This is a genomic window from Dyadobacter pollutisoli (genome assembly GCF_026625565.1).
Classification (GTDB): Bacteria; Bacteroidota; Bacteroidia; order Cytophagales; family Spirosomataceae; genus Dyadobacter; species Dyadobacter pollutisoli.
Map to the genome: position 1 here is coordinate 6,630,572 of NZ_CP112998.1, position 18,199 is coordinate 6,648,770.

The 18,199-nt window shown below is 43.7% G+C and carries 16 protein-coding genes, 1 tRNA gene and 1 pseudogene; 8 read left to right on the plus strand and 10 right to left on the minus strand.

The features are described from left to right. Window positions 1-64: 64 nt before the first annotated feature. The 6 genes and pseudogenes from ON006_RS27465 to ON006_RS27490 all read right to left on the minus strand — a co-directional run bounded on the left by ON006_RS27465 (window position 65) and on the right by ON006_RS27490 (window position 7,866). The gene (locus tag ON006_RS27465) at window positions 65-3,703 is read right to left on the minus strand and encodes a T9SS type A sorting domain-containing protein (RefSeq protein ID WP_244821388.1); all 3,639 of its coding nucleotides are present in this window, start codon (window positions 3,701-3,703) and stop codon (window positions 65-67) included. A gap of 160 nt (window positions 3,704-3,863) precedes the next feature. After that, window positions 3,864-5,381, minus strand: coding sequence for a flotillin family protein (locus ON006_RS27470; RefSeq protein WP_244821389.1), 1,518 nt, complete (start codon window positions 5,379-5,381; stop codon window positions 3,864-3,866). Window positions 5,382-5,474: 93 nt separating this feature from the next. Continuing rightward, a complete protein-coding gene (locus tag ON006_RS27475; RefSeq protein ID WP_244821390.1) occupies window positions 5,475-6,041 on the minus strand; it encodes a serine protease in 567 nt (188 codons plus the stop codon). Window positions 6,042-6,293: 252 nt separating this feature from the next. Further along, a pseudogene (locus ON006_RS27480) lies at window positions 6,294-7,105 on the minus strand (DUF8758 domain-containing protein). A gap of 1 nt (window position 7,106) precedes the next feature. Next, complete coding sequence (locus ON006_RS27485; RefSeq protein ID WP_244821392.1) at window positions 7,107-7,526, minus strand: DUF488 domain-containing protein; 420 nt, start codon at window positions 7,524-7,526, stop codon at window positions 7,107-7,109. Next, window positions 7,483-7,866: a hypothetical protein gene (locus tag ON006_RS27490; RefSeq protein ID WP_244821393.1), complete on the minus strand. Its 384-nt coding sequence runs from the start codon at window positions 7,864-7,866 to the stop codon at window positions 7,483-7,485. The genes ON006_RS27485 and ON006_RS27490 overlap by 44 nt, the downstream gene beginning before the upstream one ends. Before the next feature lie 407 nt (window positions 7,867-8,273). Here ON006_RS27490 and ON006_RS27495 point away from each other — a divergent pair, with 407 nt between their 5' ends. Then, on the plus strand, window positions 8,274-8,516 hold the full coding sequence (locus tag ON006_RS27495; RefSeq protein ID WP_244821394.1) for a hypothetical protein: 243 nt from the start codon (window positions 8,274-8,276) through the stop codon (window positions 8,514-8,516). Window positions 8,517-8,585: 69 nt separating this feature from the next. Here the strand turns inward: ON006_RS27495 and asnS are convergent, their stop codons facing one another. Further along, window positions 8,586-10,022, minus strand: coding sequence for an asparagine--tRNA ligase (gene asnS / locus ON006_RS27500; RefSeq protein WP_244821395.1), 1,437 nt, complete (start codon window positions 10,020-10,022; stop codon window positions 8,586-8,588). 195 nt (window positions 10,023-10,217) lie between these two features. Here asnS and ON006_RS27505 point away from each other — a divergent pair, with 195 nt between their 5' ends. The 7 genes from ON006_RS27505 to ON006_RS27535 all read left to right on the plus strand — a co-directional run bounded on the left by ON006_RS27505 (window position 10,218) and on the right by ON006_RS27535 (window position 15,916). Further along, window positions 10,218-10,856: a hypothetical protein gene (locus ON006_RS27505; RefSeq protein ID WP_244821396.1), complete on the plus strand. Its 639-nt coding sequence runs from the start codon at window positions 10,218-10,220 to the stop codon at window positions 10,854-10,856. Between the two features lie 18 nt (window positions 10,857-10,874). Beyond that, window positions 10,875-11,654, plus strand: a complete 780-nt coding sequence (locus tag ON006_RS27510) for an enoyl-CoA hydratase/isomerase family protein (RefSeq protein ID WP_244821397.1) — start codon at window positions 10,875-10,877, stop codon at window positions 11,652-11,654. Between the two features lie 107 nt (window positions 11,655-11,761). After that, window positions 11,762-11,835, plus strand: a tRNA-Arg gene (locus tag ON006_RS27515). A 462-nt stretch (window positions 11,836-12,297) separates the two neighbouring features. Beyond that, a complete protein-coding gene (locus ON006_RS27520) occupies window positions 12,298-12,717 on the plus strand; it encodes an LbetaH domain-containing protein (RefSeq protein WP_244821398.1) in 420 nt (139 codons plus the stop codon). 416 nt (window positions 12,718-13,133) lie between these two features. Further along, window positions 13,134-14,018, plus strand: a complete 885-nt coding sequence (locus ON006_RS27525; protein WP_244821399.1) for an NmrA/HSCARG family protein — start codon at window positions 13,134-13,136, stop codon at window positions 14,016-14,018. A 208-nt stretch (window positions 14,019-14,226) separates the two neighbouring features. Then, window positions 14,227-14,913: an SDR family NAD(P)-dependent oxidoreductase gene (locus ON006_RS27530; RefSeq protein WP_244821400.1), complete on the plus strand. Its 687-nt coding sequence runs from the start codon at window positions 14,227-14,229 to the stop codon at window positions 14,911-14,913. A 133-nt stretch (window positions 14,914-15,046) separates the two neighbouring features. Continuing rightward, window positions 15,047-15,916 (plus strand): helix-turn-helix domain-containing protein, encoded by an 870-nt coding sequence (locus ON006_RS27535; protein ID WP_244821401.1) that lies wholly within the window; start codon window positions 15,047-15,049, stop codon window positions 15,914-15,916. A gap of 285 nt (window positions 15,917-16,201) precedes the next feature. Here ON006_RS27535 and ON006_RS27540 read toward each other — a convergent pair whose 3' ends face one another. Genes ON006_RS27540 through ON006_RS27550 form a run of 3 tightly spaced genes read right to left on the minus strand, consistent with a single transcriptional unit; the run spans window position 16,202 to window position 18,085 of the window. Then, window positions 16,202-16,786, minus strand: a complete 585-nt coding sequence (locus ON006_RS27540) for a hypothetical protein (RefSeq protein WP_244821402.1) — start codon at window positions 16,784-16,786, stop codon at window positions 16,202-16,204. Continuing rightward, window positions 16,783-17,718, minus strand: coding sequence for a relaxase/mobilization nuclease domain-containing protein (locus tag ON006_RS27545; RefSeq protein ID WP_244821403.1), 936 nt, complete (start codon window positions 17,716-17,718; stop codon window positions 16,783-16,785). The genes ON006_RS27540 and ON006_RS27545 overlap by 4 nt, the downstream gene beginning before the upstream one ends. Next, a complete protein-coding gene (locus tag ON006_RS27550; protein ID WP_244821404.1) occupies window positions 17,708-18,085 on the minus strand; it encodes a plasmid mobilization protein in 378 nt (125 codons plus the stop codon). Before ON006_RS27550 ends, ON006_RS27545 begins: the two co-directional genes overlap by 11 nt. Window positions 18,086-18,199: the final 114 nt, after the last annotated feature.

Sequence of the window (18,199 nt, forward strand, 5' to 3'; positions counted from 1 at the left end):
TTCGGCCATTGACCGCTAACCATTGTTTTTGCCGATGGCCGAAAGCTGATCGCCGAAAGCCGCCCTACTGTTTCACAATTCGGTGAGTGGCGATACTTCCATCGGTGTAGGTAATTTGGATGATGTACAATCCAGCGGTCAGCTTGCTGGTATTGATTTCCCTGGCTGCGGTCTCTTCCTTGACCAGGTTGCCATCGGTATCGAAAATTCGGATGTTGCTGATTTTGCTTAAATCTTCTATCCGCAGGTTCAATGTATTTTCAACGGTAACCGGATTAGGATAGAGTGCGACTTTTTCGTCCTCGTCAAAAATTACACTCTGAATGCGACTGTAAGCAAAAGTGCTGTCTGCATCCACCATTTTTAACCTGTACAGGTTCTCGCCGCCCATTGGATTGACATCAATAAACGAATAGGATTTTAGCGAATCACTTTCTCCCATTGCCTGCTCAGAACCTATTTTCATCCATTGTTTTCCGTCCGGGCTGCGTTCAATATCAAATCGCTCACTGTTAGTTTCGTTAGTAGTCGACCATTTCAACAATGCAGAGTCTTCTAGTTTTGTCGCAATGAATTCCAGTAGCGTCACAGGCAATGCTGATTCAGCCAACAGCACCAGTGTGCTGGCCGCGATACTGCCAGTGGGCGCCAGGGCGGCACATTCTATTACTTGTCCGGCATAGTTGTAGCAATAAGAAGAGCGCACTGCTCCGGCTGCATTGGCGGTACGGGTGCTTTTGAGGCGATTGAAATCGTCGTATTCATAGAAAATGACTTTTGAATTCACATCTGACTCTGTCTCAACCCCCACCAGGGGCTTGTAAGTATAGGCGGAAGAATGCGGCAGCGAGGTTCCTTCAAAATCAGTGCGCTTTTTCAACAGATCTGTTTTGCCAATATCCGCTACGCCGAAGTATTCCAACTTGGTCGTCGACCCGTTCCGCTCTTTATAGGTGAGTAAATTTCCTCTTGCGTCATAAGTAAGAAATTCAATGCTGGTCGTCATCGCTATCGGTAAGTTCGTGCCAACACCGTTCTCGACTTTTTTGGGAAGATAAAATCCATTGAACAAGCCAAAAGTGACATTTTGAAGTTTCAATGCAATCGGCGTCATTTCAGTACCAGTATAATTGAAAACTGTAAGCGGCGTACCGATCTGGTTTTTTGCCGTCATTGCAACGCTGACTGCATCATTGGAATTGGGAGGATAGACATACCAGGTTTTTAGCTCTTTGCCTTCACTATCCGTTTGTCCCTGAATATGAATTTGCCCGGTTGGCCAATAGCTGTAATTTTTAATGACCGGCGCGGAAAATTGTGCAGGACTGTCCTGATCATACGTTGTCGTGATTTCCTGCGAAGGCAGGAATTTCCTTACGTCGATCAGATATGCTGTTCCTTCATACACCCTGTGGTCTCCGTCACACAAATACTTTAACAAAGTTTTCTCCGCACGGGCCGAATAATCCGTCAGGTTGCCGACCAGAGCATATTGATAGGCAGTCTTCGCAACCCTGTCGGCGTTTTGAAGATAATGCTCTTCCGAAATCATTTTCCCTCGCTGAAAAGCCGCACTTATATAAGGCTGATAGGCCGTGCTGCTCACCTGTAACGTGCCCGACGGTGCAGTGTCCAAATACCCATTGTCGAAATTGGTGAATTTGTAAACTGTCCAGCCGCCTGTGTAACTGCTTTCCACAACTTCTGAATAGCCAATATGCGACCCGTAGCTATTTTCCGAACCTGGCAATACGGATTGAGTAGAGAAAATATTTTCAGTATAAGTGAAATTGTCGCCCGGTTTCGGTTGATAGCCAGCCCAATAATATTGCGCTTTACCACCAAGCACCCCGCTTGAAAGCAGAGGAGCGTTGGGTGAAGCAGGATTAAAACCTGAGACATAAGAGTAGCTCTTAATTACATCTGATCCGGCGATATTAGGGTCGTAACTTTTAATTTGTTTGATACGGAGACCACCGGCTAGTTTATCCGTAACATAGGTATCCAGCTCCGTCCATCGCTTTTCCTTTACTTCTTTTGAATAGGTATGTGGCTCAAAAGTAAATTCGGCAAAACCACCGGTGGGATACTTAATTTTCGTCAAAGTGCTCAATTTAACGTACTTACTATCCGCGTCTGGCGAACGAAAGGTCGCGCCATAAGAAGTGAAAAAGTTTGGAATGTTGAAATCGACAGCTGCTATCAGTTTCCCATTGTTATAGCCCCAATGGTCGGCATGCGTCCTGGCATAGGGTGGCAGGGTAATGCCGGCCGAAGTGAAATAAGTGAATTCGTAGGCAGGTAGCACTTTGGCGCCGGATTTCTCCTGCACTTTCTGCAACATAAGCCGCTCGGTAGCTAGATTGTTGTAGGTAAATTCGAATTCCTTCAAGGTTGTTCCACTCGGGTTCTGAATCTGGATTTTGTCAAGCTTACGCCATTGTAAAGCGGCTAGCAGATCCGCAAGCGGCGGATTTGTCTCCACGCAGGCTCCGGATTTGACAGGATAAAAGCAAGGGTATAAATACGTTAGAATATCCAGCGTGCGGCTGTTTCCGGCTCCTGGTCCTGAGGCTTTGTTCCAATTCACATAAGCATCGAAGATAGCCTGGTCATACCGGAGCTCTGTACTTTGGGACGACGTAAACTTGACCTTATAGTTGTCGCTTGCAATCTCTTTCAGGTAAATGGGAGAAATAAGTTTGCCGTTGATGGGACCATTGACGGGGAAGAGAGAAGGATTGGATTCACATTCGGCATCCAGACTTCCGCCACCGTCCACACTATATTGTCCCTGATAGAGCGCAAAGTACATTTGGGCAACCATTGCACCCCTTTCGTAAGTAAAGTTAGTAACCTGACCAGTAGCTTTTGTGATCGACTTTAAATACCAGGCATTACAGTTCCATGTTTCGGAGCCCTGTGCGAAAAAGTCCATACCATACTCCATATACGCATTAGTGCCGCCAAATTCATACTTTGTTCCCCACTCGTCAGTGATGAAAAATCCTTTGGCGTGTGCCCGGTAGTTGGCCTGATTCTTCCATACACTAAAAACCTCTACGTGGGTATTTGTAGGAGGTGTGAATGGCGGGTAGGTGTCCATTGCGAGAGAGCTCAATTCCACCTTTACCGGCCGGTTACACAAGACTTTAAATTTGCCATCGTGCCCCCAATAAAACTTTCCGGAAATTCCCGGCAGGTTAAAGGAATATTCATCGGGTTCCATATCCCTTCCCAAAGCGCTGTTATCCGCAATGGATTTGATGCCAGCCTGCGTATTCCAGTTGTTATCATTGACCAGGTTTGCAGTGAAAAGATAGCCCAGTTTACCACGGCTGTCTTCATAAGGGCAGTCGTCAGGACCGTCTTTAATGGTCCGTACAACCGCATAGTTTGTTGAGAGATTAAAATTTAATCCAACCCAACCCGGATGTGCGTCCGGGCGTACACCCGAAGCATCATAATGCAAGGATATTGGTATTTCCAACCCTTGTTCGGATAAAGTATGCAGGTTCACCCCAATGTCTGGTTTTCCGGTAAAGTGGGAAATCGGGATATTGCCGTAGATGCCTAAGCTGGCGGTTGTGGGGCTTTGGATTGTTTTAGGCGGCTCGGGAATCTGAGAATGGGCCGAAAGTGAAAAAAGTAATCCGTGTGCCAGAAAATAGATCCATTTTCCGGGTTTGTGAAGAAAAATCATGCGAGAAAGGTGTCTAAAAAGATGAATAAATATTTCTATTATTCATTTAGACGTAGCTTCTCAAAAGGGTAACAAATATTTCTAAACGCAAAAAAGCATTCATTCCGATTCAGTACCGGGAATCAATGCTTTTGAAAATTTACTCTGATCCTTAGCCTGCTTACTCAGCTTTTCCGGAACCTTTTGGAGGTACATTTCCCGGTAATTCCGGGTTTGTTCCTTTCAAGTAATCGGGAAGGTTAAGTCCCGCCATGTTGAAAAGATCATTGAGCGGAGGAACGGTTTTCATCATGCCGGATACAAAATTGGCGGTAGAAGAACTGTCCCCGCTACCATTTCCTGAATCCCAAACTGTGATTTTATCGATTTTGATATTTTTCACAGCTTCTACCTGTGTCTTCACCAATTCAGGCAATTTCTCCAATAGTAGTAATTGGAAAGCCTTCGACGGGTCGCCGCCCGCTGCCTTTACTACTTCTCTGTAACCTTCGGCCTGCTTGGTCAGAATTTCATACAAACCACGGGCCTCAGCATCCATCTTGGCGAATATAGCATCTGCCTCGCCCTTAGCATTTTCTCGTATTCTTTCTGCTTCGGCCTGTGCGTCAATAATTGCTTTTTGTTTGGCAATTTCCGCCGGGACCACCACATTGGCGATCTGAGTGGAGCGTTCCCTTTCCGATCGGGCCAATTCCGCTTTTTGTTCCGCAAGATATGCTTCTTCCAAAGCTTTTGCTTGCTGTACCTTTTCTGCTGAGATGGCTATTCGCAGCGATTCAGCTTCTTTTTCACGGCGTAAGGCCTCAGAATTCGCAATATCAATCTTCGCGGCATTCTCCCCCTGAACAGCTATTGCGTTTGCCTCCGAAGTTTTCACCCGGGTATCTCTGGTTGCCTCCGCCCTTCCGATCGCCTCGTCCTTAGCCGCCGACGCAATACTAATTTCCCTGTCCTTATTCGTAATGGCAATTTTCACATCACGGTCGCGATGCGTTTCTGCAATTTGTACGTCACGCTCACGGTCTGCCATGGCTTTACCTGTTTCTCCGATTTTTTCCTGTTCCGCCACACTGATCTTGGCTTCATTGATTGCTTTCGCTGCGGCTTCCTTACCTAATGCCTCAATGTACCCAGATTCGTCCCTGATATCGGTAACATTCACATTGATAAGCCTTAACCCGATCTTCTTTAACTCATTATCAACGTTTTTAGAAATATTATCCAGAAACTTATCCCGGTCGGAATTGATCTCCTCGATCGTCATTGTAGCAATAACCAATCGAAGCTGTCCGAAAAGAATATCCTTCGAAAGCTCCTGTATTTGGTCAGGAGTAAGCCCAAGCAAACGTTCAGCGGCATTGTTCATGCTGTCCGTTTCAGTCGAGATCGCGATCGTAAAACGACACGGAACATCCACACGGATATTCTGACGGCTGAGGGCATTCGTCAGGTTTGCTTCTATTGAAATTGGTTTTAGGTCCAGAAACGCGTAGTCCTGGATCACCGGCCAGATAAATTCGCCGCCGCCATGGATACATTTCGCAGAAGTACCTCCCGTACGCCCATATACGACCAGGATTTTATCGGACGGACACCTTTTATATCTTGAAATAAGCGCCGCAACTGAAACAAAAATAACGATGACTGCTACGAACAATACGATTAGAGAGCCTGACATGAAAGACGAAAATTAATTGATGAATAATGTGAGAATATAATTTTGAAGTAAGCGAAAGTTGACTAAGTGAGAAAGAAACTAATTTTAATCAAGTTATAATCTTTGTACGACAACCAGATTGTCACTTTCCACTTTACAGACCCGGATCAATGTTCCGGGTATAATTCTATCTTCTTCGGTAACTGCGTCCAATTCGCGGAAAGAGCCTTTTACACTCACCTGTACCTTGCCCTTTCCCTGTTTTTGCCCCGGAATGGTGAGGTAAACTTCTCCTGTTTTTTGTAAGGCGCTATTAATGTTAAAAGTATTATTCTCTGCAAGCTTTTGTATTTGCCCCATGGTGATGAAAAATAAAAAGACAAACCCTGCACCTACACCCACAGCCAGGGCGATCAGGATTCCTTTGTTACTAATGGTTTGGAAGAAAGCTACGCCGGTCCAGCCGAAGCCAAGGAGGAAATTGATCAGGTTACGAAAAGTGAATAACTGAAAAGGCGCGTCCCCTATATCCAGATCTCCGTCAAAATCGGCATCCAGCCCATCTGACGAATCCATTCCGGCAAAAGTCATGACGGCCAGGATTACAAATATGAGGCTTACCGAGAGGGCAATGTACCAGAATATACGATGTAGGGATTCCAAATCACCAAACAGGTCCATAAAACTTGCAACGATTAGTGAGAAGCTGATATCAATTTTTAAATATAATTCATTAGACGGACCTTTTCTCAATAAGTAACGGTTCTTGCCAAAATGTAAACAAAGAATTTAGTTGTTGGACATATCGCATTGGGTTGGTAAGGAGGCCTAAACAAAAAATGCCGATCTCAGACCGGTATTTTCAATGTTAAAACTCTACGCTTTTCGACGTTGGTCGATATAATCGGGTCAGACGTGGAGGTTTTCGTGAGACTAAAACAAACTCAGCTGTGTAGTTTTCATTGGATGAAATGTGCCAATTATTAAAAATGGGTTGCGTCCAGTATTATGGAACTCACGAGTAGTTCCTAAAAATAAATGCAAATCTTTCGTTTTTGCAAAGTCCTCAAAATATTTTTTCCTAACTTTTTCGCATGCTCTTTGTTCATTTCCTTCATGCTCAGCCAACATTCTCCAATCTCCCAGTCTTCAATCATCAAAGTACTTTCAGTGCCACCCTCGCTACTGAACTTATAGGAAAATTTATATGGCAGTTTTCGAACAACCTCAAATGGATTTTCAGAGTTCGAGAATAAATTCAACTGATTAGCTCGCGCTTTCAGAGCTTCGAGTTTATTTTTGTCCCATGTCCTTGCGACACTCTCAATTGTGAAGTCCAGAATCGCCTTTGGTTTGAAAACGGCCAATGAAATATACTGTTTTGGATCCCTCGCTTTGGCGATTAACTCTGTTATGTTTGTATGAACATTTTTAAGAACGATCTCTTTTCTGGCCCTCCAAGTACCTTTCTCAGTCCCAATCTCACCAACTATTTTAAAAGCGGTATCAATGGATCTAGGACGGTAGCTTTCCGACCGAAAGTCAGACCTATTCTTTTCCAAATCCACTTCAACCCAGTCATATTTGCTGTACTGACTCTCATAATCAAGCTTTCGAAACGGTATTGGATAGATTCTGATCCAGCTTCCGTCTTCAAGAAAACCTGCCGTGCAGACTAATTCATCGTACTTATTTGATAGTGTGGGGTAAGTTTTGACCGCGACCAAAACTTTTGTTAGTGCCATTCTAGATATGTTTTAATTCAAAATTCCATTCGGGTAGTTTTATAATTGCTTCTGCTAAATGTTTTCTGTGGCACTGGCAAATATTTGCTTCAAAGCAAGTTAGTGCAATTCGCTTTTTTTCTTTCAATAAGTTAAGGATTTGCTCCTGATGGCTTATTGTCTCTTGCAAATTCTGTTTTCTGTAAATTTCAAATAGCTTGTCGTAGTCTTTTTGAGTATTAAGTTCTTGCCTTTGGTCAGATTGAATCCCTACTTCTGGGATATGCAGGTAATCAATTCCCAAATTCTCACAAAATTTTTTTAATTGCTTTTTAGAAAACCCGAACTTCATACTCAATGGGTTATTTCTAACATCAACCAAAATCTTTACGTCATTTTTAACAAGCCGATTTAGATATTCTTCCCAGAGAAATTCCCTCATATCCAATGGTATATAAAACCGTTTTATCATTAACCGGTTTTGCTCTTAAAACGCTCTCATATTGCTCATTAGAAAGAATTTGCTTGGCTTTGACACTGTTTATTGAATAGTATTGATAGTTCAGATACGTCAGTTTGATCAGTAAATCTGTTGTCAAATTTCCGTAAGAGTTTCTAATATCAATTAAGATTTTTTTATCCTTTTCATTCAGCAACTTAATATAATTATCGGAGCCAATTTTGGTGTAGCTCGCCTGATCTTCTGATAATTGGCCGTGCCCAACCATTGCAACTAGGTCCGCATTAGCCGAAAAGGAATAGCAACCGTATTTGTAGGGCACAAAATCGTAAACTTGTTTTGATTGTCTTTCGGTAAAAAGGAAAAGCAGCTTTTGGAGGGAGATTTTAGGCAAATGTCCATCAAAGGCTTGTAGTAAGGCCAGTATAATTTTTCGTCTGTAGAACATGCTGTAAAGGTAAAGAAATAGTCACAAAGACGTTCCAAGTTTGCAAACGGATGAACCAACGGCATCCCGTTCCCAAATATCCCCCTAACACAATTTGCTTTTCTCACAACAAAATCAGCATATTCGCATTCCCAATTAAATAAGCATAAAATGAAAAATCTAGTAAGTATTGCCCTGTTATGGTGTGGATCAAGTGAAAACTCCTGGGCGCCTACATGCGGGCGCGGGACACCTAAGACAGGGCATTTTTAATTTTTTTTCTTCCCAAAAAACCAGCATTGATGAACAAAACACACTTTACCGAGTCTCCGGACCCGATGTGCGTGGCCTATGGTCAGCAAGTACAACAATTATTTGAGCTCAACACGCCCGCCGAAATGGCCGAGCATCTGTGGGAGATTTACAGCGGTTTTCAGAGTTATGATCAGGAAGCCGGTCACAGTCCGCGCAAGCTGGACATCTTCTACACATTTCGTGATCTGCTGTTTTTTTGCCAGAATATGGCAGCATTAAAGGCGGCGTAATTAATAAACGTCCGATATAAAGAAGAATGCCCAGGTAATAGAAAAATCACCTGGGCATTTATTTTGCTTTTAAAACTCTGCGCTTTTCGGATATCTCGGGAATGGAATCACATCCCGAATATTACCCATACCCGTCACAAACAGTACCAAACGCTCAAATCCAAGCCCGAAGCCGGAGTGCGGTGCGGTGCCGAATTTACGGGTTTCGAGGTACCACCAGATTGTCTGGGGATCGATTCCTACTTCGTGAACGCGTTCCAGAAGTTTGTCATAATTATCCTCACGCTGGCTTCCTCCAATGATTTCTCCAATGCCCGGGAAAAGGACGTCCATCGCGCGTACCGTTTTCCCATCCTCATCGAGTTTCATGTAAAATGATTTGATTTCTCTCGGATAGTTGGTCAGGATAACCGGCTTTTTGAAATGTTTTTCAACCAGATAACGCTCATGCTCGCTGGAAAGGTCGATTCCCCAGCCAACAGGATACTGGAATTTCTTCTCTTTATGTGGTTTTGATTTCAATAAAATATCAATGGCCTCCGTATAAGTCAGACGTTCGAAAGGATTGTCAACAACAAAACTCAGCTTTTCGAGCAATGGCAGCGAACGTTCATTTTGCGGTTTGCTTTTTTCTTCTTCCGCCAGCCTGTTCTGTAAAAAGTTCAGGTCATCCTTGCAGTTAACCAGGGCATAACTAATGACCGTTTTGACAAAATCTTCGGCCAGGTCCATATTGTCTTCCAACTCAAAAAATGCCATTTCCGGCTCTATCATCCAAAATTCGGCCAGGTGACGGGTCGTATTGGAATTTTCGGCTCGGAAAGTTGGGCCAAATGTATATATCTTGGAAAGTGCCATGGCACCCAGTTCGCCTTCCAATTGTCCCGAGACAGTCAGGTTGGCTTCACGACCAAAAAAGTCCTCTTTGAAGTTAATAGCGCCTTCTTCGGTTCTCGGTAACTTGTTAAGATCCAATGTAGTAACACGGAACATTTCTCCTGCACCCTCAGCGTCCGACGCCGTAATGATCGGCGTATGTAGGTAAAAGAAACCCTTATCATTGAAATATTGGTGAACCGCAAAAGCCAGCGCGTGACGAATGCGAAGGATCGCCCCGAAAGTGTTGGTACGCGGACGCAAATGCGCTATTTCACGAAGAAATTCAAGCGAATGCTTCTTAGGCTGCAATGGATACGCATCAGGATCGGCAGTTCCGTAAACCAGAATATCCTCTATTTTTACCTCAACGGTTTGTCCTGAACCCAGCGACGCTACTAACTGCCCCGTTATTTTAAGGCATGAGCCCGTAGTAACAGTTTGCAGCAATTCCGCAGAAAACTGACCCGGCTCAGCAACCGCCTGTATATTATGGATGGTGGAACCGTCATTCAACGCGATAAAAATTGCGTTTTTGCTCTCTCTTTTAGTCCTTACCCAGCCTTTGAGAACAACAGCTTGTTGCTCAGGAGCGGTTTGTAGTATTTCTTTGATTTGCAACGGTCCCATTTTCTTGTCAATTCAATCTTTAATTTTTCTGAAAGCTTCCTACGATCCGGTTTTACGAATGAGGCGCAAAATTACAAATTACCCTACGAAAACCTATTCTGAAAGCCTAACTTACTTTTCTGTGTGGCATACTGATTGTACAGTCTGGTTTTCAGCTTAATTTTGTATCCTAATTCAGATCAACGACTTTCCGTTTTGAACAATAAACTCGCAATCGCTTTATCCGTAGTTTTTCACCCGCTGATAATCACTACTTACCTTTTTGCCCTTTTGTTTTTGCTCTCTCCCGATCTGGTTGGTGTCAGTGCGTTTGAGTTGCCGGCTTTGGGGAGTTTGTTGCTTTTGCTGTTCCTGAACACATTCATAGCACCGACATTGATCATTTATTATTTCCAAAAAATGGGTGTGATCAGCTCATTGCATGTCGACGATCTGGCCGAACGGAAGTTGCCTTACCTGGCTTGTGTGATTGTTTACGCGTTGGCAACCTATTTATTCGGCTGGCAATTACAGCCTATCGGCGAGCTGGCCCCGCAAATTTCCGTTATTCTCGGCAGCGTCACCGTTTCATTGATCCTGGTGATGGGTATCAGTCTTTTTTGGAAAATAAGTGCCCACGCAACTTCCATTGGCGGTATTGTCGGAATGCTTTCCGGGCTGATGATGCGGTTTGATGAAGCCGTTTTGTTCATTCCGCTCCTCATTACCATTCTGCTGGGCGGCTGGCTGCTGAGCGCGCGGCTGCAACTGAATGCACATAACCCTCCGCAGATTCTGGGTGGATTCGTTTGTGGAATATTGGTGAGTAGTATGACGGTTTATTTTTTCTTTTGATCTAAACGCTGCATAATCATGTATCAGAATATCATTTTCGGGGTGAATGATGGTGTGGCCACGATTACATTAAATCGTCCTCAGGTATACCACGCGTTGAGCCCTGCGCTGATCTGCGAGATCACACTTGCTGTTGAGGAGGCTGCAAATGACGATTCGGTTAGGGTAGTTGTGCTTACGGGCGAGGGTAACAAGGCGTTTTGTTCCGGTGCCGATCTTAAAGACGCAGCAGAATCTGGCAAAACCGCCGGTGAAATTCTGCGGGAATATTATAACCCCATGATCCAGGCGATCCGGAACATTCCCAAACCGGTGATCTGTCGGTTGAATGGACTGGCAGTAGGGGCTGGAAGTTCACTGGCACTGGCTTGTGATGTAGTGATTTCGAGTGAGGACGCCTATCTGAGTCTGCTTTTTGTGCAGATCGGCCTGATGCCCGATGCGGGCGCAACATTCTTCCTGCCCAGATTGATTGGTATGGCCAAAGCTTTTGAACTATCGTCGACAGGCCGCAAAGTGTATGCATTGGAAGCAGCGAGAATAGGGCTGATTAGCAAGGCAGTTCCAGGGATTGAGCTGGACAGAGAAGTGAATCAGATCGTGGCCTACTACCGTTCCGCGCCGACCATGGCGATTGGTGCAATGAAGCGGGTTTTCAACCAATCTTTTCACCTTAACCTGGAAGAAATGCAGGAACTGGAACTGCAAAATCAGGAAAAACTCTTCCAGAGCCACGATGCCAGCGAAGGAATTTCAGCATTTCTACAAAAGAAAGCACCTGATTTTCAGGGCAAATGAACTTTGTCGAAACTTTTTACGATATTTTTATAACGCATAATTTGCTCTAAAAAACCTCATTCACTATCTTTGCAGTCCAATTCAGAAATGGATTGGGGAAAATAAAAGGTTGCGTAGCTCAATTGGATAGAGCACCTGACTACGGATCAGGAGGTTTGGGGTTCGAATCCCTACGTGACCACTTGAAAATCAAAGACTTAGCAAAATTTGCTAAGTCTTTTTTGTTTTTGTTGCAATAAAAGTTGCAATAGATTTGCCCAGTCGAAACCTATTAAGAGATTAGTTAAAAGATCCGCAAAAGATTTTTTTGCTCCTTGATCGTCAAACACGGCGGAACATCAAACTTGACAGAGAGATATGCATCAAATTTCAGACGAACAATATTAACACCTCTTGAGAGCATCGAATTTCAAATACTGGATCTGCTTAACCTTTGGATCCCAATCTACCCCATCACCATCAAAGTACAGTTTAACCTGCCAATTCACAATATCCAGTAATTTGTTTTGGTGTACCACTAATCTGTAATTTGAAAGCGGTATAATTTGGGATTTCAACAGCTATTAGGTATGAGAAATCCTGGTGCCTGAGAGTACAGAGAAACCACCGTTTCTGCTTACCGTATTAACGGACAAATAGGAGCATGAGCCAGCGACTAAAACGCTTTTTAGCAATAACTTTTATGCGGGCTATAATTGCGCCATTTTGGATATGGCTGAAGTTAGGATTGGTAATGATTATGATCGGCTCTAATGTGGGTATTTATACGGCACGGCATTCCATTGAACCCATCAACCGAAACAAGACTGGATGTGGAATACCAATTCTTACAGGTGATAATGTATGGATTGGAGGGAGTTGTGTAATCTTAGCAGGTGTTTGCATTGGCGACAATTCCATCGTTGCTGAGGGAGGCGGCGTACTTAACGACGTACTTTCAAATACGATTGTTGTTAGTAGCCCTGCAACAATAATAAAGTCAGTTCAAGACAAAACCTTGGGTAATAAAGTGCTTCATACATATAGAAGACCGTTTCTGCGTACGCAGATGAGATCGGGATGATTATAGATTGTGCGAAAATTCGTTCGTTTTATTACATACCTGATGGGCGTGAGATCAGGTCTCCGATGTAAACCTCAGGGCTCTTGCACAAAAACTCAGAATTAAATTGGCGTGATATAGCTGCCAATATTGAGGTTTTTCTTACAAAGGGGCGAAAAACGGCGTCAAGAAACTCATTGTCGAGTTTAGATATTTAAATGGATCTCTTTAGCTTAGATTAGCAGATTCTATGACAGCTGCCTGGTCGGCCACGCCGCCGCATACAGTACAGTCTGTCAGGAATCTTGAATAGCACCTTGTTACGAAAATTAACTCTTAAAAAGGCTCCTTAAAATGTATCACATCTTCCTTGTTTTGTATAAAGGGCGGTAAAGCCCATTTTCTAATTTTGTTCCATTATTTAAATACAAATAATAATGAACAAAATAAAAAAAACAATAGCAGTAATTGGGGCAACAGGCTCACAAGGTAAGGGTGTAGTGAATGCCCTTGTAAATGACAGTTCGTTCAATGTAAGAGCATTAACCCGTAATCCGGAGCGATATTCAGGCAATGCACATGAAGCAGTTTATGCAGATCTAACCGATTTGCAGTCATTGCAAGACGCATTTAAGGATGCTTATGGTGTATTTGTTGTAACCAACTATTGGGGAGGCGCAGACGAAATCGGCCAAGGAAAAAATGCCGTTGAAGCAGCCAAGGAAGCAGGCGTACACCATTTTGTCTGGTCAACACTGCCGGATGTTGAAACAATAAGTAATGGCGAATTCGACGTACCGTTCTTTACAAACAAATCAAAGGTAGATGACGCGGTTAAAAATGCAGGATTCAAATACACAACATTTGTTGAAGCTCCATTCTATTTCCAAAATCTTGCAGCATGGCTTGCACCACAGCAGCAGCAAGACGGCACGACCGGTTGGACGCTGCCACTTGATCCGACAAAAGAAGTAGTCCATTGGTCAGACATCAACGATATGGGAAAAGTTGTGGCTGGCGCATTTCTGCAGCCTAAAAAAGCTGGCAATGGCAATTACCTTACATTGGCAACTGAGCTATTTAGTTTTAACGATATCATCATAGCCTATAAAAGGCAAGGTAAAGAGTACAGCTATTCCCAAGTCCCGGGTGCAATGTTTTCAACTCTCATGGAAGGAGGAAAGGGAGTAACGGATATGTTTGGTTTTTGCGAGAAATACACCTACATGGGGCCAGGTTCAGCATCACGGATTGAATTCGCGAAAGAAATTGCCACCGGTGAATTTGTATCATTTGACGCATGGTTAAATCAAAATAAATAGAATTCGCGGGCGAAGAGTATCTGAAAGGGATATCGGACTAATCAATATCCCTTTCAGATAAAGTATGAGTGGAATAAGGAATGCAGAGTCAGGTGAATGCAAATGCAGCACCCTTCAATCAGGATGTTGATTTATTAAAATAGTGCACCATCTTAAATGTACCCTGTTAAGACGAAATTCAAATCCTACCAATCTAAATTTAGTGACTTTGAAAGAATACATCTTGCTCACCGGGGCATCCTACGGTATTGGCTATGAGATGGCCAACCAATTGGCTGCAAAAAAGTTCAACCTGATACTGGTGGTCCCTACCGAATCCGAACTGCAGCAGATGCAAGCTGAGCTAACAGCTAACTATGGCATAGAGGTTAAATATTTTGCTGCGGACCTCTCTGATGTAAATGCTGCCATAGATCTTCATAAAGCTGTGCAACAGGAAAATCCTATAATAACCCACCTGGTCAATCATGCAGGCATAGGCAACTCCGGCCTCTTTACAGAAACCTCGCTGGAAGAAGATTTGAGCATGATTCAGTTAAATGTTTCCAGTTTGGTGGTGCTTACCCAGCTGTTTGCGAAAGATATGGTCCGCCGCAACGCGGGAAGGATCATGAATGTAGGCTCGGTACTTTCGTTTTTGCCACTCCCTTATTCTGCGGTGTACTCGGCGACCAAAGCGTTTGTGCTAGCATTCAGCGATAGCCTTGCTGCTGAACTGGAAGGTACGGGCATTAGTGTTACCTTCTTTTCTCTGGGAACGACGGACACAGATTTTACAACCAATGCGACGCAATCGGATCTCCACAAAACCAAACCCATGCACCCCAAAGAAGTGGCAACCCTGGGTGTGAAGCATTTGTTAGAGGGAGAGGGAAAGAAAGGAGTGGGATTTTAAGACTGGTCTAACTCGAAACTCGCAGACTTTGTGCCTGATGGTATATGAGAAAGGGAATCTTAAATTTATCGTTGAAAAATAATTATAACTTTCGGTAGCTATCGCCATGAAACATTTTAAGACTATAACCGATATGTACAATACCAATGGATTTTCTCCGCCAGAGAATCCAATGCTTGGCGTGTTAACATTTGAAGACATAAAAAGCTGCACGTTTGTTTATTCGGAATTCACATTGGGTTTTTACAAAATTGCTTTAAAAAAGGTCAAATCTGGCACGCTTATGTACGGAAAGACCAAGTATGACAGCGATACGGGTTCTATGTTTTTTATGAAACCGAATCAAATCATACAAATGAACGATATTGAACTGGAAGAAAATGGATTTATTATCTTTATAGATGAAGATTATCTAGTCAATCATCCACTTCACGCTACTATTAAAAAATACGGCTACTTCGACTACGAAGCAAACGAGGCTCTGCACTTAGCTCCTACTGAGGAAGAAACCATTTGGGACCTTTTTTATAAACTACGGGAGGAATACTACAATAATCAGGATAATCTTAGTAAAGAGATCATGATAGGCCATATTGAGTCCATTCTTAAATATTCGGCACGATTTTACAACCGGCAGTTCCTAAACCGGACTGTATTGTCAGGAACAATAATTTCTAAGTTTACTCGAATCCTGAAGGAATATTTTGAGAGTGGAAACCTTCAAAAGCATGGATTGCCAACAGTTAAATATATGGCATCGAAGTTGTCATTATCCGGAGGATATCTTAGCGACTTATTGAAAAAGGAAACCGGCAGGACTGCCCTGGACCACATTCATTTAGCTATAATCATTGAGGCAAAAAACATATTGATGAGTACAGACAGTACTGTAGCAGAAACTGCATTTCGCCTTGGCTTTGAAAATCCACCCTATTTTTCGCGATTGTTTAAAAAATCAGTTGGAATCACCCCAACTGAATATAGAAGCCGATTTTTAAACTAACGAAATTTTAAGTTACCTTTAGATAAGCCTTCACTGGAATTAGATTGCTGTTGACTCCATATGCACAGTTTATCATTGCAAGGTACACATCCTGAATATCTCGCCAACGATCTACCTCCGCTTTATCATTGACGGCAATGCGAGTTTTATCTTAGGGGCGAAAAACCTCCTACTCAGGACTGTTAAGGGTCTAAGAGTACAAAAAAACCACCCGTATTTCTGTACCGATCGTCACAATATTATTGATGAAGAAGCTGATTGCACTTCTCCTCAATCAGGTAAAATTTATTCACCTTTAAGTTTTTTGAGCAACTCCTTCGCTTTCTTGGCCTCCATTTGCGTGTGTTTCAAAAGGTCTTCCGCCTCCTTAATTGTTAGCTCATGTGCCTCACGCTTCTGGGTTTCAAGTTCGGCCAGGGAAGGATCTTTATAGTAAATACTATCAGCTCTCGCGGTGAGTGCCGGACTGAGCTGCCTGGCAATACGGAATTTGAGATCACTATCTTTCAGCCTGCTGCTTTCGTGGTAATTGCTGATGGCCACTGCGATGCTTAGGGCCGTTGTGATCAACAGCATTGCCGCCGAGATGATGAAGCCTTTTGACTGAAGGTCAAAATGATGGCTGTGCCTTACTTGTGATTCCATCGGGACGCTTACAATTGCTTGCTGGATCTGGGAAAGGCAAGTCTCTAAATGTTGACTTGACGAATTGTGTTCTAATTGGCGTTGTATCTCGATCAGCGTATCGGCCAGAGCCTTGTTTTGAGTCTCAGTTGCCGTTTGGATTAGGTTCTCAATCGAGGCGTTTTTTCTGATCACAAGCGAAAGCACTTCTTCAATCGATTCGAGTTGTTCTTCTATGTTTTTCATAAGCTTTGTCCTAAGTATTTTTTACGTTTCTTCTTTTTTGATGGGTTCGAACTCTGCTGGTCAAATTGCTGGATAGGTCGCAGCAAGTCATCCAGTATTCGATTGTCGGGGATCTGCTGTGAGAGGGTTGCGAGCCGGAATGTTTCTTGCGGGCGGGAGGACTGATATTGTGGCTGCATCCGAAACGGCTGCGCTATCGCCAGTTTCTGATTGTGCCGGATCAACGCATCTAGCCTGCTAAAGCTCAAACTCCGGTCGATCTTCGACCCTTTGAATTGCAGATCACCTTTCACGAAACTGACACCTTGGATCTCACTTGTGCCCGATTTGTATTTGAAAATCGTCTGGATGCCTTGCCGTTCCAGCGTTGCGGTCAACTCATTCCAGCTGCCAGCATTGGCACCTGCCAATTTGATCGCATCATATAGTTCATACCTGACTTTGTCTGCCCCTTTAAGCTGCTGCCGGTTGACCTGCTGTTTTCCCTTACCTAAATGATAGCCGTATTTGATCGTGATCTCTTTACAGACTTGGTGGTTTCGCTCTTTTTGAAACCGGTCTGTAATCGTCTTGCCTTCATTGTTAACCCGGTTGTAGATGACGTGCAGATGCGGATGGTTTTTATCCCGGTGCTCGACCAGAATAAACTGCGTGCCGGTGATCTTCATCTTTTCCATGTACTCCAATGCACGCTGCTTCATAATCTCAGGCGATAGTCTAGCGGCATCTTGCGCACTCCAGCTCAGCGAAACATGCCCGACAGCTTTCGTCAAGTCAGGGTTCAATTTTCTTTGCAGATTGAAATCATCAATCATAGCCCGGACTTCACCCGTTCTCACACCTTCGGCTAGCAGTAAACTGGCTTCCTGCTTTTGCATCGCATACCTGATCACGCCACCAAAACTGTTACCAATTGTTACCTTACCGATCATCTCTGCTTAGCTCTTTCAGGATCACATCAATTTGCAAAAGCAGCTCTTTGCAGGATTGACGGATGAATATCAACCCTTCTTTATGGGCAAGGTGCGTCAGCTGGTTCAGGTTGTTGGCCATGCCTTGGAGTGTCCTGAAATGTCTGAGGTCATCCGGTTTTAGCCTGGCCAAAACCTTTGCTTTCTTGGCAGCCAACCTAAACCACGAGCTTGGTTTCATCCCGGCATCCTTGGCTTTTTCTTCGATCAAAAAGCGCTCGGTTTCGGTCAGCCTGACTACGAGCTGGCTCTGCCGCTTTATTTTCTTGGGCGGCCTGCCGCCTTTGGGATTGTAAGGCTTTTTGTCTTTGATTTCTGTCTTTTCCATCTCACATTCCAATATCTGTTTCAAACCTTTTGCGACCAACGGGAGAAAAAGGCAAGTTTCCAGTCACGCGGGAGCGGGACGGGTTTTCGCAATGCGAAAACACAAACTTGCTCT

Bases quoted from the DNA above. Each gene is read 5' to 3' on its own strand.
- ON006_RS27475 (WP_244821390.1), bottom strand. From the start codon at position 6,041: ATGGACCTGTTTGGTGATTTGGAATCCCTACATCGTATATTCTGGTAC.
- ON006_RS27525 (WP_244821399.1), top strand. From the start codon at position 13,134: ATGAACAAAATAAAAAAAACAATAGCAGTAATTGGGGCAACAGGCTCA.
- ON006_RS27510 (WP_244821397.1), top strand. From the start codon at position 10,875: ATGTATCAGAATATCATTTTCGGGGTGAATGATGGTGTGGCCACGATT.
- asnS (WP_244821395.1), bottom strand. From the start codon at position 10,022: ATGGGACCGTTGCAAATCAAAGAAATACTACAAACCGCTCCTGAGCAA.
- ON006_RS27485 (WP_244821392.1), bottom strand. From the start codon at position 7,526: ATGAGGGAATTTCTCTGGGAAGAATATCTAAATCGGCTTGTTAAAAAT.
- ON006_RS27535 (WP_244821401.1), top strand. From the start codon at position 15,047: ATGTACAATACCAATGGATTTTCTCCGCCAGAGAATCCAATGCTTGGC.
- ON006_RS27470 (WP_244821389.1), bottom strand. From the start codon at position 5,381: ATGTCAGGCTCTCTAATCGTATTGTTCGTAGCAGTCATCGTTATTTTT.
- ON006_RS27540 (WP_244821402.1), bottom strand. From the start codon at position 16,786: ATGAAAAACATAGAAGAACAACTCGAATCGATTGAAGAAGTGCTTTCG.
- ON006_RS27545 (WP_244821403.1), bottom strand. From the start codon at position 17,718: ATGATCGGTAAGGTAACAATTGGTAACAGTTTTGGTGGCGTGATCAGG.
- ON006_RS27465 (WP_244821388.1), bottom strand. From the start codon at position 3,703: ATGATTTTTCTTCACAAACCCGGAAAATGGATCTATTTTCTGGCACAC.
- ON006_RS27550 (WP_244821404.1), bottom strand. From the start codon at position 18,085: ATGGAAAAGACAGAAATCAAAGACAAAAAGCCTTACAATCCCAAAGGC.
- ON006_RS27520 (WP_244821398.1), top strand. From the start codon at position 12,298: ATGAGCCAGCGACTAAAACGCTTTTTAGCAATAACTTTTATGCGGGCT.
- ON006_RS27495 (WP_244821394.1), top strand. From the start codon at position 8,274: ATGAACAAAACACACTTTACCGAGTCTCCGGACCCGATGTGCGTGGCC.